This window comes from Onishia taeanensis (assembly GCF_900100755.1).
Lineage (GTDB): Bacteria > Pseudomonadota > Gammaproteobacteria > Pseudomonadales > Halomonadaceae > Onishia > Onishia taeanensis.
Genome location: NZ_FNCI01000001.1, coordinates 151955 through 178384 on the forward strand (window position 1 = coordinate 151955; position 26430 = coordinate 178384).

Here is a 26430-nt window from a genome sequence, read left to right on the forward strand (position 1 = left end):
TTATCCCCCTTGTGCGTCTGCCATGCAAGGTCGATGAGGGGCTTAACGACGTCACGCAGCAACACCGAGCCCTGGTAGCCAGGTGAGCAGGGCTGGCGGTGGTCGAGAAGGGGGAGGACAGAGAAGGAAATGGCCCGAAGTGGCGCCAAGAATGACCTAGGGAGCATCAGCCGAGCATGAAAAACGGGCGGTGTCGCCACCGCCCGTCGGATCATCGCGCAAAGCCCTTGGCGTCAGGCGTCGATGCGCTTGTACTTCATGCGATGCGGCGTGTCGTTACCGACGCGCTTCTTGTGATCCGCTTCGTACTCGGTGTAATTGCCTTCGAAGAACACCACCTTGGAATCGCCCTCGTAAGCGAGGATGTGGGTGGCAATACGGTCGAGGAACCAGCGGTCGTGGGAGATCACCATGGCGCAGCCCGGGAAGGCCAGCAGGGCGTCTTCCAGGGCGCGCAGGGTCTCGATGTCCAGGTCGTTCGAGGGCTCATCGAGTAGCAGCACGTTGGCGCCCTGCTTGAGGGTCTGCGCCAGCTGCAGGCGGCCACGTTCGCCGCCGGAGAGCTCCGAGAGGCGCTTCTGCTGGTCATTGCCCTTGAAGTTGAAGCGACCCACGTAGGCCCGCGAGGACACCTCGTAGCCATTGATGTTGAGCATGTCCTGGCCGTCGGATACCGCTTCCCACACCGTCTGCTTGTCGTCGAGGGCATCGCGCAGCTGCTCGACGTAGGCGATGTCGACGGTGTCGCCGAGTACCACTTCGCCGGCATCGGGCTGTTCTTTGCCGGTGATCAGCTTGAACAGCGTGGACTTGCCCGCGCCGTTGCCGCCGACGATGCCGACGATGGCACCCTTGGGCACGCTGAACGACAGGTCCTCGTAGAGCAGCCGGCCGTCGAAGGCCTTGGCCACGTCGTGGAACTCAATGACCTTGTCACCAAGCCGCGGACCGGGCGGAATGTAGATTTCGTTGGTCTCGTTGCGCTTCTGGAAGTCGCCGGACTGCATTTCCTCGAAGCGATTGAGGCGCGCCTTGCTCTTGGCCTGACGGCCCTTGGCATTGCTGCGCACCCACTCGAGTTCCTGCTTGATGGCCTTGTTCTTCGAGGCTTCCTGTTTGGACTCCTGCTCGAGGCGCTTCTCCTTGGCTTCCAGCCAGCCGGAGTAGTTGCCTTCGAAGGGGATGCCCTGGCCGCGGTCGAGCTCGAGGATCCAGCCGGCCACGTTATCGAGGAAGTAACGGTCGTGGGTGATCGCTACCACGGTGCCGCTGTAGTCATGCAGGAAGCGTTCGAGCCAGGCCACGGACTCGGCGTCCAGGTGGTTGGTGGGCTCGTCCAGCAGCAGCATGTCCGGGCTCGACAGCAGCAGGCGGCACAGCGCCACGCGGCGACGCTCGCCGCCGGACAGGTGACCGACACGGGCGTCCCAGGGCGGCAACCGCAGCGCTTCGGCGGCGACTTCCAGTTTGCGCTCGAGGTTGTGCGCGTCGGCGGCCTCGATGATGTTCTCCAGACGCGCCTGCTCGCTTGCTAGGGCGTCGAAGTCGGCGTCGGGCTCGGCGTAGGCGGTATAGACGGCCTCGAGTTGCTCCTGGGCTTCCTTGATGCCGGACAGCGCTTCCTCGACGGTCTCACGCACGCTCTTGTCGTCGTCGAGTTCCGGCTCCTGGGGCAGGTAGCCGACGTTGATGCCCGGCATGGGGCGCGCTTCGCCTTCGAACTCGGTGTCGACCCCGGCCATGATGCGCAGCAGCGTTGACTTGCCGGCGCCGTTCAGACCGAGCACGCCAATCTTGGCGCCCGGGAAGAAGGAAAGCGAAATATCCTTGAGGATCTGACGCTTGGGAGGGACGACCTTGCCCACCCGGTTCATGGTGTAGACGTATTGCGCCATGGATATCCATTGGGTTGAGGGTTTCGGCACGATGATAGTGGCCGCACCCGCGAAAGGCCAGCGCTGGGCGGTGATTGAGGCGATGAGATGAGTACTTGCTGACGGTGGCGCGGGCGATGGTGCCCGCGACTTGATGTGCGTTCTGGGGCTTGCTGTTCTGTCGGTGGCTGTTATGCGGTGACTGGGCAATCGCCGGCGGTTTTATTCTTCCTCTTCCTCTTCCTCTTCCTCGCCGTCGAGCCCCCAGTCATCGTCGATGACCTGTTTGAGGCGACGTTCTTCCAGCAGGCTCTCGAGGCGGCGCCTTGCCTGCAGATTGTCTGAGCGTGACGAACGGCGGTTGTACTGGCTGTCGTTGACGGCGTCCATGAAGGCGTCGACATCCCCGTCATAGATCACATCATCCGGGGCGTCGTCTGATGTGTCGTGCACTTGGTGTTTGCGGCTCATGCGATGTCCTCCCATGACCCCATGTAAAAATGGCGACTGATGCTCGACTCAGCGAGCATCGTGCAACGCGGGTGCGTTGCTGGCTATATAACGCCAGTTGAGGATGAGGACAAGAGGGGGAAGGGAAAAAATCAGTCTGTGGCAGTGCCCCTTATGCGCTCGAGTTCGGCGATGGCCTCGACGCGTTCGGTGACATCCTTCTGCACGCCGAGATAATAGGTGATGTCTTCCCGTTCGTCGTACATCGGGGTAATCGACAGCTCGTTGTAGAACAGGGTGCCGTCTTTCTTGTAGTTGCGAAGGATCTCGCGGCAGGGCCGGTTGTCGACCAGGGCTTCACGTATGCGAGCAAGGCCGGGCTGGTCGCGGTCGTCATTCTGCAGGAAGCGGCAGTCACGGTAGAGAATCTCGTCGGTGCTGTAGCCAGTCATCCGCTCGAACCCCTGATTGACGTAAATCAGGATGTGTTCATCACCCTCACGTTCGGCAACGACAATACCGTCCTCCGAGGCGTCGATAATGCGTTCCAGAAGCTCGGAGCTGATCATGGGCGGTCTTTTCATGCGAAGCGTTCCTGTCGCGACCCTTAAGGGAGTAGGTATGGCCTAGCCACGGTGTAATGGCTCTATCATGGCTAGGCGGTCGCCAGATTTCAATGTGTTGCGCTCATTCCTCGACCTCTGGCAGCCCCTGTGCGGTGAGCGCGGCGGCAAGCGCACAGGCGGCAAGCAGGCCAAGCAGTACGGCGCTGCCGAACCACTGCGCGAGGGCGCCGACCAAACCGCCGACCAACAGCATCAAAAAGCCGGTCAGAGTATTGGACAGGGCCACATAGAGGGCGCGTTGATCGCTTCCGGCGAGATCCACCACGTAGGTCTTGCGGCCCAGGCGCACGCCGGCGTGGGCAATCACCAGCATTCCGTAGAGCAGGGCGTAGGGCCAGGGAGTGGTGGTCCAGGCGCCGGGAATACTGCCCGCCAGCGCCGCTAGGGTGCAGCATATCGCCGCGGCCAGGCCGGCATCGCGCATTACCCGGCGGCTGGAGCTGTCGGCCCGCTTGCCCCAAATGGGGCTCGCCAGCATGCCGGCAAGCCCTGAAACGATGATCAGAAGCCCCAGATCGCCCAGGTTCGAGCCGCTGCGCTGCTGAGCCAGCAAGGCAATATAGGGCAGTGCCAGGGCACTGGAAAGGAGTAGGGCGCGTGCCAGGTTGAAGCGTAGAAAGGCCTTGTCTTCGCGCAGCAGGTGAAGCCCCTGGCGCACGCTGTCCCAGGCGTTTTCACCACCTTCCACGGCCCCCGGCGTCTCCTCGATCCGCGCGGCACACAGGGCATTAAGGCCCCAGCCCAGAGCCGCCACGCTCATCAGGACCGCCAGGGCCAGCTCGCTGGGGCGATCGTCGAAAAAGACCAGCACGATACCGGCGGCCAGGGTCACGCCACCGGCGATGCTGCCGCTCCAGCCCATCAGAGTGCCGCGGCGCTGCTTGGCGATGGTCTTGCCCAGCACGTCCTTGGTGGCGATCGACGACAGGCCGCGAGCCAGGGATAGGGCGACAAGCACCACCAGCACCAGGCTGCCGCCGACACCACCCTGGCCCCACAGGGCGAGGGCGACCAGTAGCAGGGCGGCCGCGGTCTGAATCAGCCCGCCGGCCACCCAGGTCCATTTGCGCTGCGCCTGGTGGCGAATGAAACCGGCCACGAACACCTGTGGCAGCAGGGCGCCGGCCTCGCGAATTGGCACCAGCAGGCCCACCATCCACAGCGGTGCGCCGATTGCCCCCATCAACCAGGGCAGCACCAGGCGGGCGCTGGACAGCTCGTCGGCTAGCTTGTTGCCTAGCGAGGCGATCAGTTGGCGCAGAAAATTCTTGGGTTGCACCTGGCAGGCGGAGTCGGGAATATCCTTGCACATCCGGCTGTCTTCATCGCCGGTTAGCCACTCGTAGAGGCGGGTTTGTGAAATCTCGTTTGGTGGCATCTAGTGGGCTCCCTGTGCGCGCATTCCAGCCGCCATGATGCCTCAGTTATGATGCCGGGCAAATGTCCAACAGGGAGAGGGCTTCATGGCAAGCGTGCGTATCCACTTCTGTACTCAATGCCACTGGCTGCTGCGCGCCGCTTGGTATGCTCAGGAATTGCTGTCGACCTTCGGTGAGGAGCTCGATGACGTCGCGCTGGTGCCCAGTCACGGCGGACACTTCGAGATTACCTTTGACGGCGAGCAGCTGTGGGAGCGCAAGCGCGATGATGGCTTCCCGGAGATCAAGGTGATCAAGCAACGGGTGCGTGATCGGCTCGACCCCTCGCGGGATCTGGGGCATCTGGATCGCTGAGTGCTGATTTCTGCGCTGCCGGTGCTTGATCGACAGCCGGGATTTTTCAATCTAAGGGACAAGCCGAGTGGCGGCGTCTAGCGAATGACCGATGGCTCTGCATCGCCGGCCTGCTGACCGCCGCGCCGCTGCCGTACCGTCCTGGGCACATCCAACACAAGGAAGGGAGCATGACACAGGAACGTTACGCCATGCTGTGCGGCCTGGGCGCTGTCGGCCTCTGGTCCACGGTGGCCACAGCCTTCAAGGTGGCGCTTGGCGAAATGTCGCCGCTGGAACTGATGTGGATCGCCGCCCTGGTTTCCTGGGCGCTGATGGGGGTTCTGGTATGGCGCAAGGGGCTAATGCGCCAGGCGCTGGGGAGGGGTTGGCGCACGGCGCTATGGGCCGGGATGATGAATCCGGTCGCCTACTACCTGGTGCTGTTCGCGGCCTATGATCGCCTGCCGGGGCAGGAGGCGATGGCGCTCAACTACACCTGGGCACTTGCCATGGCCTTTCTCGCCGTGCCGATTCTCGGCCAGCGATTGACCCGCATCGATATCATCGCCGGCTTGATTGCCTATGCCGGTGTCTGGACCATCGCCACCCGTGGCGCGGTGCTCGATGTGGCCTTTGCCGACCCGCTGGGCGTGGGGCTGGCGCTGGCCTCGACCCTGCTATGGGCGCTCTATTGGCTGCTCAATGCCCGCGACAGTCGGCCCCCGCTCGTCGCACAGTGGCAGAATTTCAGCGTTGGCTTGCCGGTGTTCACGCTGCTGATCGCGCTGGGGTCGGGGTTCGAATGGTACGGCTGGAAGGGCGTGGGTGCCGGCATCTATGTAGGGCTCTTCGAGATGGGGATCGCCTTCGTGCTTTGGCAGTTGGCCGTGCGGGGAATTTCCCGCACGGCCAAGGTGGCCAATCTGATCTTTCTGTCGCCGCCGATCTCCCTGCTGCTGCTGCATCTGGTGATCGGCGAGCCAATCCTGATCTCGACGCTGGTGGGGCTGATGCTGATTCTCGGCGGCCTCGGTCTTCAACAGTGGCAGAAGGCCGCCGAGCCGGCACCTCAGGCCTGAGCGGGCAGAGCCCCGGGTACCGGCTGGGAAGGAGAGACGGCCGCTGAGCTATCGGGCGAGATGGCCTCTTTACCCGCCGCCGCCTCAGGCTTGGCCTGCTCGAGCAAGGGCGCCAGGGTCGGCCATACATTATCCAGAATGATTGGCTGAGCCTCGGCGGTCGGGTGCAGGCCGTCGTCCTGCATCAGCGCATCTTGCAAAGCGACTCCCTCGAGCAGGAAGGGTACCAGCGGCAGCTCATGGCGCTCGGCCAGGTCGTCGAATACGCCGGTGAACGCTTGTCGATAGGCGTCGCCGTAATTGGGCGGAATATCGATGCCCAACAGCATTACCCGGGCGCCGCTGGCCTGACTTTTCTCGATCATCGACTCGAGATTGCGGCGCATCTGGCTCGGTGCCAGGCCGCGCAAGCCATCGTTGGCGCCAAGCTCCAATAGCACTATGTCGGGAGAATGCTGTCCTAACAGCTTAGGCAGGCGTGTGGCGCCACCGGCGGATGTCTCACCGCTGATGCTGGCATTGACGACCCGCGCCTCGCCCTCGAGCCTCATGGCCAACAGACTGACCCAGCCGTCCTCCGGCCGTTCAAGCCCATAGGCTGCGCTCAGACTGTCTCCCATCACCAAGAGCGTGGGGCGGTCGGTGCGGGAGTCGGCCGAGGAGGCATCGGCCAGAGCCGGAGCCGCCATGCAAAGCGCGGCCAGCCCCATGCAGAGACCAGCCATGAGCCCGGCTAGCGGCTCGCGACGCATTGTGAGGGTGGATGTCGCCACGGATTTTTTTGCTGGGGCCGTTGCCAGTAGGCAACGGCCTAGCCTTTGCACCAGATGACTTGCGTACTGGGCGTACCGCCTCTTCCAGGCGCTCGGCTCGGCGCTCAGCGCAGCTTTTCGCTCAGCGGGGCCCTTGGCGCCGCGTTTCGACCTCTTCAGGCCAACAGGGAATCCCGTCACTATGCCTTCCACTAAGTCCTCCACTGCGTCCACCTCCTCGCATCATGATCTTGCGCCCATCCTACAGGCTAGCCGGCTTGGCAAGCAGGTCAGGAGTGGCGATCGGTCGCTAACCATTCTGAGTGATCTTTCGCTTACGGTGTTCCCCGGAGAAACGGTGGCGATTCTCGGCGAGAGCGGCGCCGGCAAGTCGACCCTGCTGGGGTTGCTGGCCGGGCTCGATGCGCCAAGCAGCGGTGAGCTCAAGCTGTTTGGTGAGTCGCTGGCCGCATTGGACGAGGACGGACGCGCCGAGCTTAGGGCCGGGCGGGTGGGGTTCGTGTTCCAGAACTTCCAACTGCTGCCGACCCTCACCGCGCTCGAAAACGTGCTGCTGCCACTCGAGCTGGCGCCTGCCGCCGACAACGATGCCCGGGCCCGGGACTGGCTGACCCGGGTGGGGCTTGGCGAGCGCCTCGATCACCTGCCCAAGCAGCTCTCCGGTGGCGAGCAGCAGCGGGTGGCGCTGGCCCGTGCCTTCGTCACCGGTGCCGAGCTGGTGTTTGCCGATGAACCTACCGGCAACCTTGACCCGGCCACCGGCGAGCGCATCATCGAGCGGCTCTTCGCTCTCAACCGTGAAGCCGGCACTACCCTGATGCTGGTGACCCACGACCATGCCCTGGCCCGCCGCTGTGATCGCTGTCTGCGGCTCATCGACGGCCAACTGGTGGACATGACCCCAGAGGAGGTCAGCGCATGATGGCAAGCGGTGATTCACGGCGCGATACGCGCCGCATCCCAGGCAATGGCCTGCACTGGCTGGGGCTCGCGGCTCGTGGCCTCAAACGCGATCTGCGCGCCGCCGACGTACGGGCACTGTTCGTGGCGCTGGCGCTGGCGGTGGCGGCATCGACCATGATCGGCTTCTTCCTCGATCGCCTCGAACGCGGCCTGACACGCCAGGCCGGTCAGATGCTGGGGGGCGACCTGGTGCTGGAGCAGGGCGAGCCTTTCTCCAGCGAGCTGAAAAGCACCCTGCGAGAGGCCGGCATGACCCTCTCGGATCAGGTCGACTTGGTGTCGATGATCAGTCGCGGCGAGCGCTTCCAGCCGGCCAGCCTCAAGGTGGTCGACAGCGCTTACCCGCTGTATGGCGCCTCACGGGTCGATGTGGGCAACGGCGTCGAGCCGCTGGCCCGCGGGCCAGGGCCTGGCGAGGCCTGGGTCGACCCGAGGCTCGAGTCGCTGATTGATCTTCAGCTAGGCGATGAGGTAAGGGTAGGCCGCACCACCCTCACCGTGAGCGGCATCATCGAGCGGGAGGCCGACCAGTCTGGCGGCTTCTCGAGCTTCAATCCGCGGCTGATGATGCACGTCGATGATCTGGCGGCTACCGGCCTGGTGCAGCCGGGCTCGCGGATCGAGTATGAGATTCTCGCCGCCGGGCCGCCGGCGGCGGTGTCGAGCCTCGATGCCCGCCTCGAGGCGCTCAAGCGCGATGGGGTCGAGGTGCGGGATGTCCGGGTCGATCGACCGGGCCTTGGGCGCGCTCTGGAGCGTGCCGAGAAGTATCTGGCCCTGGCCGGGCTTGCCGCAGTGCTGCTGGCCGGCGTGGCGGTGGCCATGGCCACTCGGCGCTATGTGGATCGCCACCTGGATACCGCCGCCTTGCTGCGCTGTTTCGGCGCCTCACAGCGTCAGCTCACCCGCCTATTCGCCCTGCAGCTCGGCTGGCTGGCGCTGGCGGCATCGGTGTGTGGTGCCTTGCTGGGCCTGGCCGGTCAGGCGGGGCTGCTGGCATTGCTGACCGCTTTTCTGCCGCTCGAACTGCCACCGCCTGGCCCGCTGCCGCTGGCACTCGGGGTGCTCACGGCGCTTGCCGTGTTGGTCGGCTTCGCCGGCCCGACGCTGCTGCGTCTAAAGCGGGTCAGCGCCCTGAAGGTGCTGCGGCGTGAACTCGATCCGCTGCCCGCCTCGGCCTGGCTGGTGGTGGCCATGGCGAGCCTGGTGTTCGGCGGCCTGATGTGGCTCTACTCCGGCGATCTCTGGCTGTCCGTGGCGCTGCTGGTCGGTGGCCTGGTGATGCTGGTGATTCTTGGTGGGGTCGGCACGCTGATCTTGAGCGGGGTGCTGCGCCTGGCCGCGCTGCTGCCCCAGGGGGCCCATGGCGCCTCATCGACCCGGGCACTGCGGCTCGGTGCCCGCCAGCTGGGCCGCCGTCGGCAGGCGAGTCTCGGCCAGCTACTGGCCTTTGCGGTGACCTTCGCGGCGATGGCGATGATCGGCCTGGTGCGCGGCGACCTGCTCACCGCCTGGCAGGACCAATTGCCCGAGGATACCCCCAACTACTTCGCCATCAACATTCAGCCCCAAGAGCGCGACGCCTTCGTCGAGACCCTGGCCGGGGCGGTGGACGACCGCACCGCGCTCTATCCGATGGTGCGCGGGCGTATCACCGCGCTTAACGGCCAACCGCCCCTGGAGGCGGTGCCCGAGAGCGGCCGGGGCAGCAATGCCCTGCGCCGCGAGCTCAATCTGACCTGGCGCGACACCTTACCGGAGGGCAACCGGTTGGTGGCAGGCGAGTGGTTCGCAGCGGGCGATAGGGTGTCGGAGGCAGAAGCGTCTTTCAGCGAGGCAGCGAATGCCGGCGGCGTGGGAGCCACTGAGCCGTCCGACGAGATCGTGCCGATATCGCTCGAAGCCGAACTGGCCGGCCGTCTCGGCTTGGGGCTTGGCGATACCATGAGCTTTACCATCGGTGCCGACACGCTCACCGGGCGAATCACCAGTCTTCGCGATCTCGACTGGGACAGCTTCCGTCCCAACTTCTATGTGATCTTCCCGCCGGGTGTGCTGGAGCGCTTCGGCCATACTTATATCACCGCCTTCCACCTGGGGGATGAGCAGAGCTCGCTGCCCGGTCAGATCGTCAAGAACTTCCCGGCCGTATCGCTGCTCAACGTCGAGGCGATCCTCGGTCAGGTACGCGATCTTCTGACCCAGGTCACCCGCTCGGTGGAGCTGGTACTTGGCTTCGTACTCTTGGCCGGTATCAGCGTGCTCTATGCGGCGCTGATCGCCAGCCGTCCGCTGCGTGCCCATGAAAGTGGCCTGCTGCGAGTGTTCGGTGCCAGTGACCGGCTGATTTCACGGGTGCAGGGCGCCGAGTTTGCCATCCTGGGCCTGGCGAGTGGTCTGATGGGCGCGCTGCTCGCCGAGCTTGCCGCTGCCGGGATCTATGCCGGCTGGCTGGATCTGGCGCCGCGCCTGCACCCTTGGCTGTGGATAGGACTGCCGCTGGGGGGCGCCCTGTTGGTGGGCCTGATTGGTCATGGCCTGTCGCGCAGCCTGCGCCGCCAGACCCCCATGGCCAGCCTTGGCCTGCTCGGTGAGGCATGAAGGTGAGACGTAAGATAGGGGCTGACCGGCCATTCACCGCAATCGGGCAACTGCTCGTCGGGCCCGGTGCTGGCAAGGGACTGCCGGCTCACAGGGAAAGCATCACACGGATGAAGGCCGACAGATGAAAACAGAGACCCTGCGCTATCAATTGCTACAAGCCCAGCTGCAGATGGCCAAGCGCGAGAACCGGGCCCTGGTGCTGATGCTAAGCGGCCAGGCGGCGAGCTATATGCATCCCATGCTCAACACGCTCAATCACTGGCTGGAGAACCGCCGCACCGAGGTTCATGCTTTGGAGCCCAGCGGCGAGGATGCCAAGCGGCCGGCACTGTGGCGCTACTGGCGGCGGATGCCGGCTCGTGGCACGACCGGCATTTTCGTCCACGGCTGGTACGGCGATGCGCTCTTCGCCCGCGCCGAGCGTCGCATCGGCGCCGGTGCTTTCGAGGATCGCCTGGCGATGATTCGCGAGTTCGAGGCCGAACTTGCCGCCGAAAATGTGGCGCTGGTCAAGATCTGGTTGGATATCGACCGCAAGACCCAGGGCGAGCGCCTGAGTGCCATGCAGGAGGATCCGAGTCGGGCATGGCAGCTCGATCCCGCCGACTGGCAGCGCCATCTCCAGCATCCGCTGATCAAGGCGCTAGGCAAGCCGCTACGCGAGATCACCCATACCGATTGGGCGCCCTGGCACTGCATTACCGGTGATGATCCGGAAGACCTGGTTCATCAGGTGGCCGAGCGGCTGCTCGATACCGCGAGGCAGCCGACGGTTGATCCCGAGGCGCCCTGGGCAAGCTGTCACCTGGCGCCGGCGGCCAAGGATGCCCCCACGGTAACAAAGCCTGACCCCGCCTCTCGGTCGGCAGGGCGCCTGAAAAAGGACGACTACCAGCAGCGGCTGGTCGAGCAGCAGGCGCGGCTGTCGCATAACAGCCGCGAGGCGGCCCGGCGCGGTATCCCGGTGGTGCTGGTCTTCGAGGGCCATGACGCCGCCGGCAAGGGCGGCAGTATTCACCGGGTGACCACGGCGCTGGATGCGCGGCACTATCGCGTGCACAGCATTGCGGCGCCTAGCGACGAGGAGCGTCTGCACCCTTGGGCGTGGCGCTTCTGGCGACGGCTGCCCGTCGATGGGCGCTTCGCGATCTTCGATCGTTCCTGGTACGGGCGAGTGCTGGTCGAACGCGTGGAGGGCTTTGCCGCTCCAGCGCAATGGCGCCGCGCCTATGGCGAGATTCGCCACTTCGAGAAACGCCTGCTCGAACACGGCACGGTGCTTGGCAAGTTCTTCCTGTCGATCAGCAAGGATGAGCAGCTCAAGCGTTTCGAGGCGCGAGCCAACACCCCGCGCAAGCAATACAAGCTGACCGAGGAAGACTGGCGTAATCGCGCTCGCTGGGACGACTACGAGGTCGCCATCGATGAGATGTTCGAGCAGACCCACCGGACGCATGCCCCCTGGTCGTTGATTAGCTGTGACGACAAGCGTCAGGCGCGCCTCGAGGTGATCGAGCGGGTCAATGAGCTGCTCGAGCGTCGCCTGGACGGGGCGCTCTAAAGCTGGCTGATAGGTGAGCCCGCCTGGTCGTCTTCTTGGTGAGGCGCACCTTGGCTTTAGTGTGACTAAAGCCAAGGTGAGAAATTATCGAGTACGGGATGACCGCCTTTCATGTGAAAGGCACCCCGGGCTGCGGTATTATGACGCCATCGTTTCACCCCCCTAGCTCGAGGACCACCGACGATGTTCAGCCGTGACATGCAGATTGCCGGATTCGATGATGCTCTGCTCGAGGCGATGCAGAAGGAAGCTGCTCGCCAGGAAGCGCATATCGAACTGATTGCTTCCGAAAACTACGCCAGCCCGCGAGTGATGGAAGCGCAGGGCTCGCAGCTGACCAACAAGTACGCGGAAGGCTATCCGGGCAAGCGCTACTATGGCGGCTGCGAGTATGTCGACATCGTCGAGCAGCTGGCCATCGATTACGCCAAGGAGCTGTTCGGGGCGAGCTATGCCAACGTTCAGCCGCACTCCGGCTCACAGGCCAACGGCGCGGTCTTTCAGGCGCTGGTCAAGCCGGGCGACACCGTGCTGGGCATGAGCCTCGACGCCGGCGGCCACCTGACTCACGGTGCCAAGCCGAACTTCTCGGGCAAGCACTACGAAGCCATCCAGTACGGCCTCGACGATCGCGGCCTGATCGACTACGAAGAAGTCGCGCGCCTGGCTCGCGAGCACCAGCCGAAGATGATCATCGCCGGCTTCTCCGCCTATTCCCAGATCATCGACTGGGCCAAGTTCCGCGAGATCGCCGACGAAGTGGGCGCCTACCTGTTGGTCGACATGGCCCACGTGGCGGGTCTGGTCGCTGCCGGTGTCTACCCGACGCCGCTGCCCCACGCCCATGTGGTCACTACCACGACCCACAAGACCCTGCGCGGCCCGCGCGGCGGCCTGATCCTGTCTGCCGAAGGCAGTGAAGAGATCGAGAAGAAGCTGCAGTCAGCCGTCTTCCCGGGCGGCCAGGGTGGCCCGCTGGAGCACGTCATTGCCGCCAAGGCGATCTGCTTCAAGGAAGCCATGGAGCCGGAGTTCAAGGCCTACCAGCAGCAGGTGGTCAAGAACGCCCAAGTCATGGCCAAGGTCTTCATCGAGCGGGGCTTCGACATCGTCTCTGGCGGTACCGAAGATCACCTCTTCCTGCTGTCGCTGATCAAGCAGGGCCTGACCGGCAAGGACGCGGACGCCGCTCTGGGCCGCGCCCATATCACCGTCAACAAGAACGCCGTGCCGGGCGACCCGCAGAGCCCGTTCGTCACCTCCGGCCTGCGCATTGGCACCCCGGCGGTCACGACTCGCGGCTTTGGTGAGACCGAATGCCGTGACCTGGCTACCTGGATCTGCGATCTGCTCGACGCCATGGCCAGCGGTGATTCCAGCGCCGCCGAAGCCGAGATCAAGACCAAGGTCGAAGCGGTTTGCGCCCGTTTCCCGGTCTATCGCGACTGAGCCTGCCCCTTGCCGACTAACTGACGGCAGCTAAAAACGCCTCGGCCATCACTGGCCGGGGCGTTTTTTTATGCCTGCGAGTCGCGTTTGGTCGCACCCAATGACAAAACGCGACCATGGTCTAAAGGCGTTATGTCCGTTGTTGGTTGATCCTATGTCAGACATAGCGATTCAACAAACAGACACGCCGGGCAGGTTCCCCAATGGGCCAAGCACCTTCCACAACAAGCAGTCGCGCCACGCGGCCGGATATTGCCGAACAGCTGGCCGAAGCCATCTTCGGCGGTGTCTATGCGCCGGGCGACTTCGTGCCCAAGGAACTCGACCTCTGTGAGACCTATGGGGTGAGCCGCAGCACGGTGCGCAGCGCTCTGCAGTCGCTTGTCGCCGCCGGCATGATCAAGCGCATCTCGGGGCAGGGCAGCCGGGTCCAGGAGCTGGCGCAGTGGCATCTGCTCGACCCAAGGGTCAGCGACTGGATGGCGCGGTTCGCCCAGCCCAATCCGCGTATTCGCCAGGAAATTTTCGCTTTCCGGGTGGCGGTGGAGCCTTTCGTGGCTCGCCTGGCCGCAGAGCACGCCACCGCCGCCGACCTCAACGAGATCGAGACCGCGTACCTGGGCATGATCAAGGCGCTGGAGTCGTCCGATCAGTGCCATCAGGACGTCAGTCATGACGATTACGACGTGGCCTTCCACGAAGCGATCTTCTCGGCCACCCACAACCTGCTCTGGTCGCAGATCAGCCATGTGCTCAAGCCGGCGATTGCGCTACTGGTCGAGACCTCGAATCACAGCGCAGACGAATTGCAGGACAGCATGGAGCGCCACCGCCAGTTGATGGAGGCCATTCGTCTGCGGCGCCCCGAAGAGGCCGAGCAGGCCGCGCTGCGCGTTCTCGAACGCACCGGGCTCGACCTGGGCATCGACAGCATATTCGCTACACCGCTTTCTCATTTGCGCCTTCCGGGTGCATTGCCGCCCGCGTCATGACGACGTGATCTGGCCGTCCGCGGTGCCTTCGCGTACCGGTAACAACAACCTCACACTCAACCGATGACGAGGAAATGCACCATGAAAAACGTCACGTCTATCAAGTCTTCCGCTCTGAAGCCTTTCGCTCTCAAGGCCCTGACGGCTGCCGTGCTCGGCTCCATGGCGTTCGGCGCCCAGGCGGCAGAATACGAATGGACCTTCCAGACCTCTGAGACCTCAGGTGAGCCGCAGTTCGAGCTCAAGAAAGCGTGGGCCGAGAACGTCAACACCATGTCTGGCGGGCGTATCGAAATCGAGATCCTGCCGGTCAACGCCGTGGTCGGCGCGACCGAAACCCTGCAGGCGGTGAGCGCCAACATCCTTCAGGGCCATATGACCGATCCCAGCTACTTCTCCGGCCAGAATCCGGCCTTCGGCATGATGGGCAACCTGGTGGGCGCCTGGGGCGACCCGGTCGAGTTTCTCGACTACATGAATTACGCCGGCGGCGAGGACATCTACAACGAGTTGGCCGAGCCCTACGGTGTGCACCTGATCGGTGCTGCCGCCACTGGCCTCGAGGCGCTGCCCTCCAAGCGTCCGATTCGCACCGTCGAGGACCTTGAAGGGCTCAAGCTGCGTGCCCCCCAGGGCATGGTGTACAACATCTTCGAGAAGGCCGGCGCCACACCGGTCAACCTGCCGGGCTCCGAGGTCTATACCGCCCTCGAGAAGGGCGTGATCGATGCCGCCGACTACACGGTCTTCGCCACCAACTATGACCAGGGGCTCTACGAGTTCGCGCCTTACCCCAACTATCCGGGCTTCCACTCGCTGCCGATGGTGGCGATTTCGCTCAACAAGGGCATCTGGGACGGTCTGCCGGATGACCTGAAGGCCATTCTCGAGACCTCCGTCGACAGCATGTCCTATGAAATGGTGGCCATGCTCAAGGCACGGGATCTCGCGGCAGTGAAAGAGGTGAACGAGGATCCGAACATCGAGATCATCGACATGCCGGCCGAAGAGCGCGCCAAGTTCCGCAACATCGCCAAGGAAGAGTGGGCGGTCTGGGCCGAGAAGAATGAGATCACCCAGAAGTACTACGACTCCGTGGTCGGCTATCTGCAGGACCATAACCTGATGTAACCCGTCCGGGGCCGGCTCTGAGTGCCGGCCCCGCGTCGACGGCATCGCCACCGAGCGCCCGGTGGTGATGCCGTCGTCCCTATTGATTTGAGAGGAAACGTCATGTCTCGACAATCCCAACGCCACGAGGCAGCCGGCGTGACGCGCGACGACGAGCTGGTCGCCGCCACCGCAGGGGAGCCCGAGCCGAGTGACCCGACCCGCAGCGCCTTCGATCGCGGCGTGACCTGGTGCGCCCGCGGGGCCGCCTGGCTGGTCTTCATCGCCATGGGCATCAGTGTCTTCGAGGTCATCATGCGCTACGGCTTCGATTCGCCGACCTCCTGGGTGCATGAGACCGTGGTCATGCTGGTGGCCGTGAGCTTTGCCCTGGGTGGTCCCGCGGCATTGGCCGGTAATCAGCATATTCGCGTGCGCGTGCTCTATGACCATGCCGGTCCGCGGCTCAAGGTCTGGCTGGATCGCTTCAATGATCTGGTGACCCTGGGCTTTTGCGTGGCGATGAGCTATGCCGCCTTCGTGATGTTCTGGGATGCCTCCCACAACCCGCTCGGCGACTGGTCGCTGGAGCGTTCGGGTACCTCCTGGAACCCGCCGTTTCCGGCCCTGGTCAAGGGCATCATCATGGTCTCTCTGATGATCATGAGCATTCAGGCGCTGATTCACTGCATTCAGTCGCTGCGTGCCAAGCCGACCACCAACGCTGAGAGGAGCCGGTAATGGATATCGCTGACGGAACGCTGTTATTGGTTACCGCCATCTTTGCGCTGCTGGTGACGGGCCTGCCGCTGGCTTTCATCACTGGTCTAGTGGCCCTGGTATTCACCTTCGGCTGGTTTGGCAGCAACGCCTTGCCGTTGGTTACCAGCCGCGTATTTGGCTTCGTGACCGAGTATTCGCTGGTGGCGGTGCCGATGTTCGTGTTGATGGCCTCGTTACTCGACCGATCGGGGATCGCCAAGGATCTCTTCAACGCCATGCGCGTCTTTGCCGGCCGTTTGCCTGGCGGTGTCGCCGTGCAGACCATCGTGGTGGCCTTCTTCCTGGCGGCGCTATCCGGCATTATCGGCGGCGAGATCGTGCTGCTGGGCATCTTGGCACTGCCGCAGATGCTGCGACTGGGCTATGACAAGCACCTCTCGATTGGTGTGGTCTGCGCGGGCGGTGCCCTCGGCACCATGATGCCGCCCTCGATCGTACTGATCATTTACGGCCTGATTGCCAGCGTGTCGATCGCCGATCTGTTCACGGCGGCCATTACGCCCGCGGTGATCCTGATGGGCTCCTACATCGCCTATGTACTGGTGCGCTGCATGCGTAATCCGGCGATGGGACCGCCGATGACCGATGCTGATCGTGAAGACGGTTTCTCCAACCGCTGGCAGGCGCTCAAAGCCATCATCGTGCCCGGACTGATCGCCTTCATGGTGTTGGGGTCTATCTACGGCGGTGTGGCCTCGGTGACCGAAGCGGCGGCAATGGGCGTGTTCGGTGTACTGCTGGCTATCTTGCTGCGCGGCGAGTTTTCCTTCAAGACGCTGCATGCAAGCCTCGGTCAGACCATGACGACCTGCGGCATGATCATCTGGATCGGTATCGGTGCCGCGGCATTGGTCGGGGTCTACAACCTGATGGGAGGCAACCGTTTCATCTCGCAGGTGATTCTCGGTATGGACGTTGAGCCGATCGTGATTCTGCTGGTGATGATGGCGATACTGCTGGTGCTTGGCATGTTCCTCGACTGGATTGGCGTGGCGATGCTGGCGCTGCCGATCTTCGTGCCGATCGTGGTGCAGTTGGGCTATAGCCCGATCTGGTTCGGCATCCTGTTCGCGGTCAACATGCAGGTCTCCTTCCTGTCGCCACCCTTTGGCCCCGCCGCCTTCTACTTGAAGGGCGTGGCGCCACCCAGTATCAGCCTCAAGGATATCTTCGTATCGCTGCTGCCGTTTATCGCTATTCAGCTCTGCGTCTTGTTCCTGCTGCTGTTCTTCCCCGATCTGGCCATGTGGCTGGTCTGATTCATGACACTGCGTTCATGAAAAACGCCTGATCGAACGCCCCAATCATGCGAATGGTTGGGGCGTTTTTTTGATTTGAATGCCTGCGGGTCGAATCAGCAGGGCAATTCTTTCTAGCGACGGCCATGATGGTCAGCCGTGGATACACCGCTCATGAAAAGTGGCATCACACCCTATGAAAAGGCTTGGCTGAGAGAAGTTAAGAAATGACAGCCCAAATGGCGAGTGATAACTGAAGCGATGATAAGAGCCAGGGAGAGCCAGATGTTGAGAGGGCACAGTGGCTATGAAAGGGGGGATGATAAGAGAAACATCAGCACATAAGAAAGGAATAGTGACGGTGGTGGCGGGAATTTAAGGCAAGCGCCACTTAGAGATTCATGGCGCTAATTGCTTGAGGCTTTCTGAGATGCCTGTCCCCGATGCTCTTCTTTTAGGTATTTTTTATAAGCGCTTCTCTCGGGATGGCCTGTCAGCGCTGAATGCCAGATCGTGAGAGAAAGTCTGCCACAATCTGTTCCGGAGGCTGGCGGATATCGAGGCGAACGGCTTCGGTTTCGTCTGGCATCTCAAGATCGGTAAGCTGGCTATTCAGCATATGTTCGCCGGTAAAGAAGTGGCCGCTACGACCGCCTAGGCGCTCCAGCAATACGGTCCGGGAGCCGTGTAGATACAGGATGTGGAGCTCGGGAGCCCCTTGTCGCAGTACATCACGGTAGCGATGCTTCAGCGCCGAGCAGCCGATGACGATATCCTTGCCCTGGGCGCGATAGTCGCGATACAGGTCGGCAAGGGTCAAAAGCCAGCCTTGACGGTCGCTATCGTTCAGCGGCTCCCCTCGCGCCATCTTGGCGATACTGTTTTCGCTGTGATGATCATCGGCATCGATAAATTCGGCATGGACCGCCTGTGCCAGCAGTTTTCCGATGTGTGATTTACCCGAACCGGAAACGCCCATAACGAGTAGAGTGAGTGGCGAGGTATTCATGCGCTTTTCTCGATAAATAATGCGGTGAACTTGAGGGAATAATAGCGAAAATTAGCCGTTGGTGGCCAGTGATAATACGACGATTTCAAGGGGTGACGCTCTGTCGCCATATTGGCTATTCAACTCCTCATATAGGCGCATGACCGGGCCTCATTTTTTTAGGAAAGCGGCACTTTGTTGTGCGGTGAACCAAAATGGTGCGCGGTGTTGCCGTATTGCAAAAAGGTCGCCTCTTTGTGGTGCTCTGGACCGCTGTCGGGTCCCGCGACAACCAGCGTTGCGCCATGCGTCATGGCGAATGCATCGGTCTGGCACGCTGCGTGCTAGGGTTTTCCATATCGGCACGCTCATGCCAGCCAGCAGGTAACGCCCATGTCACCCGTTTCGCCTTCCTTGCCTCGCCTGGTCTTCACCGATCTCGACGGCACCCTGCTAGACCACGACAACTATGGGTGGAAGCCGGCCGCCCCTTGGCTCAAACGGCTTCATCACGCAGGAGTGCTGGTGATTCCGGTGACCAGCAAGACGCGTGCCGAGCTAATGCCGCTGCGTCGCGAGCTGGGCCTGCAAGATATTCCTTTCATTGCCGAAAACGGAGCGGTAATTGGGCTTCCACCCGCCTGGCAGCATGCTCGCCTGGATCGTAATCCGAACTTTGTCGACGGTCTGGCAATCAAGACGCCGGGAATCGATATCGGTTTTCTTCGCACTCGGCTTGGCGTGATGCGCGAGCGCCTTGGCGTTCGCTTTCGTGGCATGGGGGAGCTCGGCATAGACGAAATCATGTCGCTGACCGGCCTGCCGGAGCCACAGGCCCGTCTGGCCCGGGTGCGGGAAGGCTGCGAGCCGCTGATTTGGGATGACTCCGAGGCGGCGCTAGTGGACTTTCGTCAGGCGCTGGAGGCGGACGGGCTATGCCTGCTGCGCGGCGGGCGTTTCTGGCATGCCATGGGCCAGCTCGACAAGGGCGACGGCGTTCGCTGGCTGGTCGAGCGCTATCAGGCGCTGCGGGGCCATCGCCCCCTGACCCTGGGGCTTGGCGACGGGCCCAACGACGTACCGCTGCTCGAGGCGGTGGATCGCGCCGTGCTGATTCCTGGCCGCCATGACCACTCGGTGCGGCTTACCAATGCCCATCAATATCATGCCCGACACCCGGGACCCTCGGGCTGGGCCGAAGGGCTGGATTACTGGTGGGGAAAGGAGCTGACCGCGCCGGCCAAGGAATCCTAGCCGCCCTGGCACTACACCGCACGACACGATCACCAAGCACCATGACAAGACTGATGCATTAGCCATAGTCACCAGCAGGATGATCAGGAGAATCTCGGATGAGCGACTTTTACCAGAACGGCATCATCACCAATTTTCACAACCTGATGCGGCGTCCGGTAGAGGACATCGAGGCCGATCTGGTGCGCTTTTCCCGGCGGCGTCCGATGGGCCTTATCTTGCCCTCGCTGTATTCCGAACTCGAAGGGCCGGCGCTCTCGCATATCGTCGATGAACTGGCCAAGGTGCCTTATCTCTCCGAGATCGTGATCGGGCTTGATCGGGCGGATCGAGAGCAGTTTCTGCACGCCCGGGAGTTCTTCTCCCGCCTACCTCAGCACCACCGCATCTTGTGGAACGATGGGCCACGGCTGAAGTCGCTGGACGCCGAGCTGTCGGAGGAGGGGATCTCGCCCCAGGAGCCCGGCAAGGGGCGCAACGTCTGGTTCTGTGGTGGCTATGTCCAGGCTTCTCGCCGCACCGAGGCGATCGCCCTGCACGATTGCGACATCGTCACCTATGATCGCGGTCTGCTGGCGCGCCTGATCTATCCGGTGGCTCATCCGCAGTTCAATTATGAGTTCTGCAAGGGCTACTACTCGCGCATCGCCTCGGGCAAGCTCAATGGCCGGGTCGCGCGGCTGATGGTCACGCCACTGATCCGAGCCCTGAAGAAGATCTATGGCCCTTTGCCCTATCTCGATTACCTCGACAGCTACCGCTATCCGCTGTCCGGGGAGTTCTCGATGCGCACCGACGTGCTCGATGGCATTCGCATTCCCAGCGACTGGGGGCTCGAAATCGGCGTGCTCTCCGAAGTGCACCGCAACTACTCCACCAAGCAGCTTTGTCAGGTCGACATCGCCGATGTCTACGACCACAAGCATCAGTCTGTCTCGGAAGAGGATGCCACGACCGGACTCAACCGCATGAGCCTGGATATCGCCAAGGCGCTATATCGCAAGCTGGCGACCCTGGGCATCGAGATTCATGCCGAGACCTTCCGTACCATCAAGGCGACCTATTATCGCATCGCCCTGGACCTGATCGAGGCCTACGACAACGATGCCACCATGAACGGCCTGAAACTCGACCGGCACAGCGAGGAACAGGCGGTGGAACTGTTTGCCTCCAACATCATGGAGGCGGGGGCCGCCTTCCTCGACAATCCCCGTGACAAGCCATTCATCCCCAGCTGGAACCGGGTGCAGGCGGCGATTCCCGATCTGCTCGAGCGTATGCATGCGGCAGTGGAGCTCGACAATCAGGGCAAGGTCTAGCCGCGTCAAGGCGGTTGACTGACCTGGCCTGGCGGCGCCCTCCGACTATGCTGAAGGCGTGACCCCAGCAGTTGGAGGCAGGCCCGATGTCGACACTGACGTTTCTGGGTGCGGTCGGTGAGGTGACCGGCTCGCGCTATCTGATCGAAGTCGATGCTGACGGCGAGGGCGTGCCGGCCCGGCGTGTGCTGCTCGAGTGCGGCATGCATCAGGGCGGCGAGGACGCCGAGCGCATCAATGCGGAACCCTTCGGCCGTCTGGCCGACACCCTCGATGAGGTCGTGATTTCCCACGGCCACCTGGATCACTGCGGTCTCTTGCCCAAGCTGGTGCGCGAGGGCTATCGAGGCGCCATCCACTGCACGCCCGGCACCAAGGCGCTGCTCGAGATCACGCTGGCCGACTCCGCCTTCATCATGGCCAAGGATGTCGAATGGGAGAACCGCTGGCGGCATCGGGCTGGCAAGCCGCTTCTCAAGCCGCTCTATGATATCGATGACGTCGAGAGGACGCTCGATCTCTGCCAGATCCATCCTTTCGGTCAGCCGGCGACGCTCGCCGGCGGCGTCGTCCTCGTGTATCACGATGCCGGCCATATCCTCGGCTCGGCGATCGTCGAGCTGGCGATTCCCTCGGGTGGGCGCACTCGGCGCCTGGTGTTTTCCGGAGACCTCGGCAATCCTGAATCGGCGCTGATGAAGGACCCAGACATTCAGCGTGACGCCGATCTGGTGTTGTTGGAAAGCACCTATGGAGACCGCGATCACCGTCCGCTCAAGGAGACCATCGAGGAATTCGCCGAGGTGCTCGATGCGGCCTTCGAGGATGGCGGCAATGTGCTGATTCCCGCTTTCGCCATCGGTCGCACCCAGGAAATCCTCTATCATCTCAGTATGCTCTACCATCAGGGGCGGCTGCGCCAGCAGCGCATCTTCCTGGATAGCCCGATGGCGATTCGAGTGACCGAGCTCTACGAGCGCCGTCGCTCGACCCTCGATCCCGAGGACCTGCACGCGCTCAACGTGGCGGCCCATGGCGACCCCGAACAATACTTGCCAGGGCTGCGGCTGACGCGCAGCGTCGAGGAGTCCATGGCGATCAACCGGATTCGGGGCGGGGCGGTCATCATCGCCGGTGCTGGAATGTGCAACGGTGGCCGCATCCTGCATCACTTTCGCTACAACCTTGAACACCCCAGCACCCGAGTCGTCATCGTCGGCTTTCAGGCCGCGGGGACCAACGGCCGGCGACTGGTCGATGGCGCTTCCCACCTCAAAGTGTTGGGGCGCGAGCTGAAGGTGAAGGCGCATATCCACACCATTGGCGGCTTTTCAGCCCATGCCGGCCAGACCGAGCTGGTCGCTTGGGCCGGCGCCTTTCGCGATTGTCCACGGTTCTATCTGGTGCACGGCGAGCCGGCGGCACAGCTGGCCTTGCAGCAGGTACTTGCCACCAGCGGCATTGAAGCCGAGATTCCCGTCTACCAGCAGTGCATTGAGCTTTAGCGCTGCGCACTCATGCCGTCTGTCCGTGCACTCCCTGTGCACTCCGCCGCTTGACGCAGGTCAAGCGGTGCTTGGTTATTGCCCCGTGATGTCGCCACTGGTGCCTATGCTGGTAGAAGGCGCTCGTCTTTGCCGTTGGTCGCAGCTCGGGTAGTCTTCTTTCTAATATGCCAAAAAGGTATAACGTTAGAATATTTTTTGCGTTATGCTGAGGCCAGTGACGCTAACCAGGCGCTGCCGGTTTCCCCGTGTCTTTTTGGTTGTAGAGGTATCCGCGATGAAAAGCCCGATCGTCACGTCTTTCTTTGACGAACCTACCAATACCTTTAGCTACGTGGTTCAGGACCCGGCGAGTCGGACCTGTGCGATTCTCGACTCGGTGCTGGATTTCGATTATGCCGCCGGGCACACCGATGTGAAGAGTGCCGATGCGATCATCGCTTTCATCCGGGAGCATGAGCTCGAGGTTGCCTGGGTTTTGGAGACCCATGTCCACGCCGATCACCTCTCGGCGGCGCCTTATCTGCACCAGAAGCTTGGCGGCCAGACCGGCATCGGTGCCCGCATTACCGAGGTGCAGGAGATCTTCGGCAAGGCCTTCAATGCCGGAACCGATTTCGCTCGGGACGGCAGCCAGTTCGATCGCCTCTTCGAGGAGGGCGACACCTTCGCCATCGGCGGCCTCGAGGGGCGGGTGCTGCACACCCCGGGACACACGCCGGCCTGCCTGACCTATGTGATAGGCGATGCTGCCTTCGTCGGCGACACCCTGTTCATGCCCGATTACGGCACGGCCCGCTGCGACTTTCCCGGCGGCGATGCCGCCACGCTCTTCCGTTCGATCCAGAAGGTGCTGGCCCTGCCTAGTGAGACGCGGCTTTTCCTTTGTCATGACTACAAGAGCCCAGATCGCGACACCTATCACCACGAGACCTCGGTGGCCGAGCAGCGCGCCGATAATATTCATGTCCATGAGGGCGTGAGCGAGGAAGACTTCGTCAAGCTGCGCACCGAGCGTGACGCCACCCTGGGCATGCCACGCCTGATCCTGCCTTCTGTTCAGGTCAATATGCGCGCGGGCGAGATGCCGCCCGCCGAGGAGAATGGCCAGGTCTACCTCAAGGTGCCGATCAACCTGTTGTGAGGCGGCTGATCAACGGTCTGCTGGCTATCTTGCTCTTGCAGCGGCGTGCATGGCCGCCAAGCGCGCCTAGGTTGAGTGGCATATTTGAGGGTCGACGTTGAGAACCAAGGTTGAGAACCGCAGCAGCGTAATCGCATGGGTAACGCTTTGACGAGAATCATGGAGGAGACGATGTTGGATTGGAGTTCGAGTCTGCAGGGCCTGGCCGGTGGCGTATTGATCGGTCTCTCGGCGGTGTGGCTGATGGCCGCCCTTGGCCGTATCGCCGGGATCAGCGGCATTCTCTCGGCGCTGGTGCTGGAACGGCCCAAGGGGGATACCGCTTGGCGCCTGACCTTTCTGCTGGGGCTGATCAGTGGTCCCTTGCTGTTAACGGCGCTGGGAGCCTTTGGCAACGTCGCGGGGCAGCCGGGCGCCGTGATTGGCGCACCCGCCGGCGGCGTGGGGCTGATGCTGGTTGCTGGGCTGCTGGTGGGGGTGGGGACCGGTATCGGTAGCGGCTGCACCAGTGGCCATGGCGTTTGCGGCCTGTCGCGGCTCTCTCCACGGTCATTGGCGGCCACGGTGACCTTTCTAGCCACCGGCATCGTGACCGTGTTCGTAGTGCGCCATCTGCTGGGAGGTGGCGCATGACGTCAGCGATGCTCAAGCCCATCGCGGGCTACCTTGCCGGCCTGCTGTTCGGTCTCGGGTTGGCACTCGGCGGCATGACGGATCCTGCCCGGGTGATCGGTTTTCTCGATCTGGCGGGGGCCTGGGACCCGACGCTAATGTTCGTGCTCGGCGGCGCCGTGGTGACCACCTTCGTCGGCTACCGCTGGGTGCTACGCCGCCGTGCGCCACTCTTTGCGGGCGCCTTCCAACTGCCGACCCGCCGCGACCTGGATGCCAAGTTGCTAGGCGGGGCGGCGCTGTTCGGCATCGGCTGGGGACTCTCCGGCTACTGCCCGGGGCCGGCAGTCGCCTCGCTTTCAGGTCTGAGCCTGCCGCTTGCCGCCATGCTGACCGCAATGGTGGGCGGTTGGTGGTTGGCTCGGCGCCTGGGATGAAGCGCACCGGGACGTTCCGGCCTGGCCCGGATCAGGCAAGGCCCGGCTGCACCAGCCATAGGCTGCGGTAGGGGCGCAGTATCTCGCGCTCATCCGGTGCCCAGACGTTGCCGTCGGCGAGCACGTCGAGCCATTGGCCCTGATCCAGCTCGGGCATGCTGAGCGGCTGGCGCTGGTCGCTGATGTTATAGATCGCCAGCAGTCGGCGGCCATCCGGCAGCGGGCCGCGCTCAATGGCAAAGAGCCCCGGTGGCGTCTCGAGCACCCGCTGAGGCGCCTCGGGGTGAAAGCAGGGCTCCGCGGCGCGCTGCTTGAGACGCTCCTTGAGCGAGCCGAAGGCCTCGCGGGTCGGGGTGCTGCGGCTGTCGATCAGCTCGTTGAGTTCGCAAAGCTGCCAGCGACGGCGGTTGATGGCGCGCAGCTGGCCCCTGCGCTCAACGCCCTCGTGGTCATTGAGCGTCGCGGTCAACGAATGCAGGTAGATGCCGGGAATGCCTTGGAGGGCCAGCAGCAGATTCTGGCTCAGTAGGAAGCGTTCGACCTGCCAGGCGTCGGCGCCGCGCCGGGTGCCCTTCATGGCATCGAAGTAGGCGATATTGATCTCGTAGGGCGAGTCCTGGCCGTCCGGGTTGGTCTTCATGCTGACGAAGCCGCCGAAGCGATGCATCAAATCGAGCATCACGTCGACTTCATGCTGCGGCAGCAGTCCTTCCAGGGCCCTCACGCCGATGCCGTCGTGGCTGGCCGTGAAGTTGAAATAGCTGCAGCCCGGCGGCAGGGCAGGCAGGCTCCTGGCCCATTGCGTCAGCGCCGTGGCATCGCCGCTGGTCAAGGTATGCACCAGCAGCGGTGGCAGGGTGAACTGATAGATCAGGTGCGCCTCGTCCGGCGCCGTTCCCTCCATGGCGGCTCGCTCGAGCCCCAGATAGCTCATGTTCTCGCGGTGTGGCACATTGGTTTCGGTGATCAGGCGAGTGCCTGGGGCCACGTAATCGACGATTGCCCGCAGCAGACGCACGATGGCATGGGTCTGGGGCAGGTGAATGCAGGAGGTGCCGACTTCCTTCCACAGGTAGGCAATGGCATCCAGGCGGATGGTGCGGGCCCCCTGCTGGAGATAGAAGAGCAGGATGCCGACGAATTCGATCAGTACATCCGGGTTGTCGAAGTTAAGATCGATCTGGTCTTCCGAGAAGGTGGCCCATAGGTGGCGGGTGCCGCGCCGGGTACTGACCGGCACCAGCAGCGGTGAGTTGCGTGGCCGCGTGACCTGAGACAGGTCGGTCGCCGGGTCCATCTCGATGAAGTAGTTACGTCCGGGCTGGCTGTCGGCCAGATAGTCGACGAACCACAGCGAGTCTCGCGATACGTGGTTGATCACCAGGTCGACCATCAGGTCCCGGCGATCGGCCAGCGCGCGGATATCCGGCCAGTCGCCGAGTTCCGGGTTGACCTCCCGGTAGTGCACCACCGAGAAGCCATCGTCGCTGCTCCAGGGAAAGAAGGGCAGCACATGCACGCCGCTGAAGATGTCTTCCGTTCGCTCATCCAGAAAACCCTTCAACACTTCCAGTGGCGCACGATCACCGTCGAGCAGGCTGTCGCCATAGGTGATCAGCCACTGGTCGCGCTCGCTCCACAATGGACGTGGAGTGGCGTCGATGGCACCACGCTGGTGCGAAATCAAGGTGACCAGGCGGCGCAGGATCGCGTCGCTGCGGGGCCCGTAGACTTCCTCCAGGCGTGCGCGGGCGGCATCGATGAAGCCGGTTTCGTCCAACTGGCGTGGGGGTGTGGGAGGTAGAGATGAGCTCATGGGCAATTCCTCGGAGGCCGAAATGCGCACCTGGCGGGCGGTGAGGCATATCCTTGGCTTCATGCAGGCCTCGTGCCAAACGCGAAGTGTGGCTGGGCGCCATGCGGCCAAATCGTTACAATAGAGCAAGAGTTGTTG

The 26430-nt window shown here is 63.0% G+C and carries 23 protein-coding genes; 16 read left to right on the forward strand and 7 right to left on the reverse strand.

Going from position 1 to position 26430, the window contains the following annotated elements; genetic code table 11:
* Positions 1–233: 233 nt before the first annotated feature.
* The 4 genes from ettA to BLR71_RS00675 form a co-directional block, all read right to left on the reverse strand.
* Entirely contained in the window at positions 234–1895 is a 1662-nt protein-coding gene (ettA, locus tag BLR71_RS00660) for an energy-dependent translational throttle protein EttA (RefSeq protein ID WP_092522075.1), read from the reverse strand.
* 201 nt (positions 1896–2096) lie between these two features.
* Positions 2097–2345, reverse strand: a complete 249-nt coding sequence (locus tag BLR71_RS00665) for a PA3496 family putative envelope integrity protein (RefSeq protein WP_092522077.1) — start codon at positions 2343–2345, stop codon at positions 2097–2099.
* A 131-nt stretch (positions 2346–2476) separates the two neighbouring features.
* Positions 2477–2908 (reverse strand): PAS domain-containing protein, encoded by a 432-nt coding sequence (locus BLR71_RS00670; protein WP_092522079.1) that lies wholly within the window; start codon positions 2906–2908, stop codon positions 2477–2479.
* 103 nt (positions 2909–3011) lie between these two features.
* On the reverse strand, positions 3012–4328 hold the full coding sequence (locus tag BLR71_RS00675; protein WP_092522081.1) for an MFS transporter: 1317 nt from the start codon (positions 4326–4328) through the stop codon (positions 3012–3014).
* An 85-nt stretch (positions 4329–4413) separates the two neighbouring features.
* Here BLR71_RS00675 and BLR71_RS00680 point away from each other — a divergent pair, with 85 nt between their 5' ends.
* Both BLR71_RS00680 and BLR71_RS00685 read left to right on the forward strand, forming a co-directional pair.
* Positions 4414–4683 carry an Rdx family protein gene (locus BLR71_RS00680; RefSeq protein WP_092522083.1) on the forward strand — a complete coding sequence of 90 codons (270 nt, stop codon included), beginning with the start codon at positions 4414–4416 and terminating at the stop codon, positions 4681–4683.
* A 170-nt stretch (positions 4684–4853) separates the two neighbouring features.
* Positions 4854–5744 carry a DMT family transporter gene (locus BLR71_RS00685; protein WP_092522085.1) on the forward strand — a complete coding sequence of 297 codons (891 nt, stop codon included), beginning with the start codon at positions 4854–4856 and terminating at the stop codon, positions 5742–5744.
* On the opposite strand, the gene BLR71_RS00690 is transcribed toward BLR71_RS00685, so the two are convergent.
* The gene (locus BLR71_RS00690; protein WP_245696319.1) at positions 5735–6433 is read right to left on the reverse strand and encodes an arylesterase; all 699 of its coding nucleotides are present in this window, start codon (positions 6431–6433) and stop codon (positions 5735–5737) included. The two genes, BLR71_RS00685 and BLR71_RS00690, sit on opposite strands and share 10 nt — an antisense overlap.
* A gap of 265 nt (positions 6434–6698) precedes the next feature.
* Here BLR71_RS00690 and BLR71_RS00695 point away from each other — a divergent pair, with 265 nt between their 5' ends.
* From BLR71_RS00695 to BLR71_RS00730, 8 genes are all read left to right on the forward strand, one after another.
* Positions 6699–7439: an ABC transporter ATP-binding protein gene (locus BLR71_RS00695; protein WP_092522089.1), complete on the forward strand. Its 741-nt coding sequence runs from the start codon at positions 6699–6701 to the stop codon at positions 7437–7439.
* Positions 7439–10081: an ABC transporter permease gene (locus tag BLR71_RS00700; protein WP_092522774.1), complete on the forward strand. Its 2643-nt coding sequence runs from the start codon at positions 7439–7441 to the stop codon at positions 10079–10081. Before BLR71_RS00695 ends, BLR71_RS00700 begins: the two co-directional genes overlap by 1 nt.
* A gap of 124 nt (positions 10082–10205) precedes the next feature.
* Entirely contained in the window at positions 10206–11645 is a 1440-nt protein-coding gene (locus tag BLR71_RS00705; protein WP_092522091.1) for a hypothetical protein, read from the forward strand.
* A gap of 183 nt (positions 11646–11828) precedes the next feature.
* Positions 11829–13094, forward strand: coding sequence for a serine hydroxymethyltransferase (gene glyA, locus BLR71_RS00710; protein WP_092522093.1), 1266 nt, complete (start codon positions 11829–11831; stop codon positions 13092–13094).
* Positions 13095–13297: 203 nt separating this feature from the next.
* Complete coding sequence (locus BLR71_RS00715; protein WP_092522095.1) at positions 13298–14086, forward strand: FadR/GntR family transcriptional regulator; 789 nt, start codon at positions 13298–13300, stop codon at positions 14084–14086.
* A gap of 81 nt (positions 14087–14167) precedes the next feature.
* Entirely contained in the window at positions 14168–15217 is a 1050-nt protein-coding gene (locus BLR71_RS00720) for a TRAP transporter substrate-binding protein (RefSeq protein WP_092522097.1), read from the forward strand.
* 102 nt (positions 15218–15319) lie between these two features.
* Complete coding sequence (locus tag BLR71_RS00725; RefSeq protein ID WP_092522099.1) at positions 15320–15937, forward strand: TRAP transporter small permease subunit; 618 nt, start codon at positions 15320–15322, stop codon at positions 15935–15937.
* Positions 15937–17238 (forward strand): TRAP transporter large permease, encoded by a 1302-nt coding sequence (locus tag BLR71_RS00730; protein WP_092522101.1) that lies wholly within the window; start codon positions 15937–15939, stop codon positions 17236–17238. Before BLR71_RS00725 ends, BLR71_RS00730 begins: the two co-directional genes overlap by 1 nt.
* A gap of 472 nt (positions 17239–17710) precedes the next feature.
* Here the strand turns inward: BLR71_RS00730 and BLR71_RS00735 are convergent, their stop codons facing one another.
* On the reverse strand, positions 17711–18226 hold the full coding sequence (locus tag BLR71_RS00735; protein ID WP_092522103.1) for a gluconokinase: 516 nt from the start codon (positions 18224–18226) through the stop codon (positions 17711–17713).
* Between the two features lie 372 nt (positions 18227–18598).
* On the opposite strand from BLR71_RS00735, the gene BLR71_RS00740 reads away from it, so the two are divergent.
* The 6 genes from BLR71_RS00740 to BLR71_RS00765 all read left to right on the forward strand — a co-directional run bounded on the left by BLR71_RS00740 (position 18599) and on the right by BLR71_RS00765 (position 24476).
* Positions 18599–19459, forward strand: a complete 861-nt coding sequence (locus tag BLR71_RS00740; protein ID WP_092522105.1) for an HAD-IIB family hydrolase — start codon at positions 18599–18601, stop codon at positions 19457–19459.
* A gap of 98 nt (positions 19460–19557) precedes the next feature.
* Positions 19558–20778, forward strand: a complete 1221-nt coding sequence (locus BLR71_RS00745; protein ID WP_092522107.1) for a glycosyltransferase family protein — start codon at positions 19558–19560, stop codon at positions 20776–20778.
* 86 nt (positions 20779–20864) lie between these two features.
* Positions 20865–22283, forward strand: a complete 1419-nt coding sequence (locus BLR71_RS00750) for an MBL fold metallo-hydrolase RNA specificity domain-containing protein (RefSeq protein ID WP_092522109.1) — start codon at positions 20865–20867, stop codon at positions 22281–22283.
* Positions 22284–22560: 277 nt separating this feature from the next.
* Positions 22561–23427, forward strand: a complete 867-nt coding sequence (locus tag BLR71_RS00755) for an MBL fold metallo-hydrolase (protein WP_092522111.1) — start codon at positions 22561–22563, stop codon at positions 23425–23427.
* 174 nt (positions 23428–23601) lie between these two features.
* Positions 23602–24060, forward strand: a complete 459-nt coding sequence (locus BLR71_RS00760) for a YeeE/YedE family protein (RefSeq protein WP_092522777.1) — start codon at positions 23602–23604, stop codon at positions 24058–24060.
* On the forward strand, positions 24057–24476 hold the full coding sequence (locus tag BLR71_RS00765; protein WP_092522113.1) for a DUF6691 family protein: 420 nt from the start codon (positions 24057–24059) through the stop codon (positions 24474–24476). The genes BLR71_RS00760 and BLR71_RS00765 overlap by 4 nt, the downstream gene beginning before the upstream one ends.
* 31 nt (positions 24477–24507) lie before the next feature.
* Here BLR71_RS00765 and BLR71_RS00770 read toward each other — a convergent pair whose 3' ends face one another.
* On the reverse strand, positions 24508–26292 hold the full coding sequence (locus BLR71_RS00770; protein WP_092522779.1) for a sugar phosphorylase: 1785 nt from the start codon (positions 26290–26292) through the stop codon (positions 24508–24510).
* Positions 26293–26430: the final 138 nt, after the last annotated feature.

Excerpts from the sequence above, each read along its gene's own strand:
- BLR71_RS00670 (WP_092522079.1), bottom strand. The coding sequence starts at position 2,908 with ATGAAAAGACCGCCCATGATCAGCTCCGAGCTTCTGGAACGCATTATC.
- BLR71_RS00770 (WP_092522779.1), bottom strand. The coding sequence starts at position 26,292 with ATGAGCTCATCTCTACCTCCCACACCCCCACGCCAGTTGGACGAAACC.
- glyA (WP_092522093.1), top strand. The coding sequence starts at position 11,829 with ATGTTCAGCCGTGACATGCAGATTGCCGGATTCGATGATGCTCTGCTC.
- BLR71_RS00700 (WP_092522774.1), top strand. The coding sequence starts at position 7,439 with ATGGCAAGCGGTGATTCACGGCGCGATACGCGCCGCATCCCAGGCAAT.
- BLR71_RS00705 (WP_092522091.1), top strand. The coding sequence starts at position 10,206 with ATGAAAACAGAGACCCTGCGCTATCAATTGCTACAAGCCCAGCTGCAG.
- BLR71_RS00740 (WP_092522105.1), top strand. The coding sequence starts at position 18,599 with ATGTCACCCGTTTCGCCTTCCTTGCCTCGCCTGGTCTTCACCGATCTC.
- BLR71_RS00665 (WP_092522077.1), bottom strand. The coding sequence starts at position 2,345 with ATGAGCCGCAAACACCAAGTGCACGACACATCAGACGACGCCCCGGAT.
- BLR71_RS00735 (WP_092522103.1), bottom strand. The coding sequence starts at position 18,226 with ATGAATACCTCGCCACTCACTCTACTCGTTATGGGCGTTTCCGGTTCG.
- BLR71_RS00720 (WP_092522097.1), top strand. The coding sequence starts at position 14,168 with ATGAAAAACGTCACGTCTATCAAGTCTTCCGCTCTGAAGCCTTTCGCT.
- BLR71_RS00750 (WP_092522109.1), top strand. The coding sequence starts at position 20,865 with ATGTCGACACTGACGTTTCTGGGTGCGGTCGGTGAGGTGACCGGCTCG.
- BLR71_RS00755 (WP_092522111.1), top strand. The coding sequence starts at position 22,561 with ATGAAAAGCCCGATCGTCACGTCTTTCTTTGACGAACCTACCAATACC.
- BLR71_RS00680 (WP_092522083.1), top strand. The coding sequence starts at position 4,414 with ATGGCAAGCGTGCGTATCCACTTCTGTACTCAATGCCACTGGCTGCTG.
- BLR71_RS00765 (WP_092522113.1), top strand. The coding sequence starts at position 24,057 with ATGACGTCAGCGATGCTCAAGCCCATCGCGGGCTACCTTGCCGGCCTG.
- BLR71_RS00745 (WP_092522107.1), top strand. The coding sequence starts at position 19,558 with ATGAGCGACTTTTACCAGAACGGCATCATCACCAATTTTCACAACCTG.
- BLR71_RS00685 (WP_092522085.1), top strand. The coding sequence starts at position 4,854 with ATGACACAGGAACGTTACGCCATGCTGTGCGGCCTGGGCGCTGTCGGC.
- BLR71_RS00695 (WP_092522089.1), top strand. The coding sequence starts at position 6,699 with ATGCCTTCCACTAAGTCCTCCACTGCGTCCACCTCCTCGCATCATGAT.
- BLR71_RS00730 (WP_092522101.1), top strand. The coding sequence starts at position 15,937 with ATGGATATCGCTGACGGAACGCTGTTATTGGTTACCGCCATCTTTGCG.
- BLR71_RS00725 (WP_092522099.1), top strand. The coding sequence starts at position 15,320 with ATGTCTCGACAATCCCAACGCCACGAGGCAGCCGGCGTGACGCGCGAC.
- BLR71_RS00675 (WP_092522081.1), bottom strand. The coding sequence starts at position 4,328 with ATGCCACCAAACGAGATTTCACAAACCCGCCTCTACGAGTGGCTAACC.
- BLR71_RS00690 (WP_245696319.1), bottom strand. The coding sequence starts at position 6,433 with ATGGCGGCTCCGGCTCTGGCCGATGCCTCCTCGGCCGACTCCCGCACC.
- ettA (WP_092522075.1), bottom strand. The coding sequence starts at position 1,895 with ATGGCGCAATACGTCTACACCATGAACCGGGTGGGCAAGGTCGTCCCT.
- BLR71_RS00715 (WP_092522095.1), top strand. The coding sequence starts at position 13,298 with ATGGGCCAAGCACCTTCCACAACAAGCAGTCGCGCCACGCGGCCGGAT.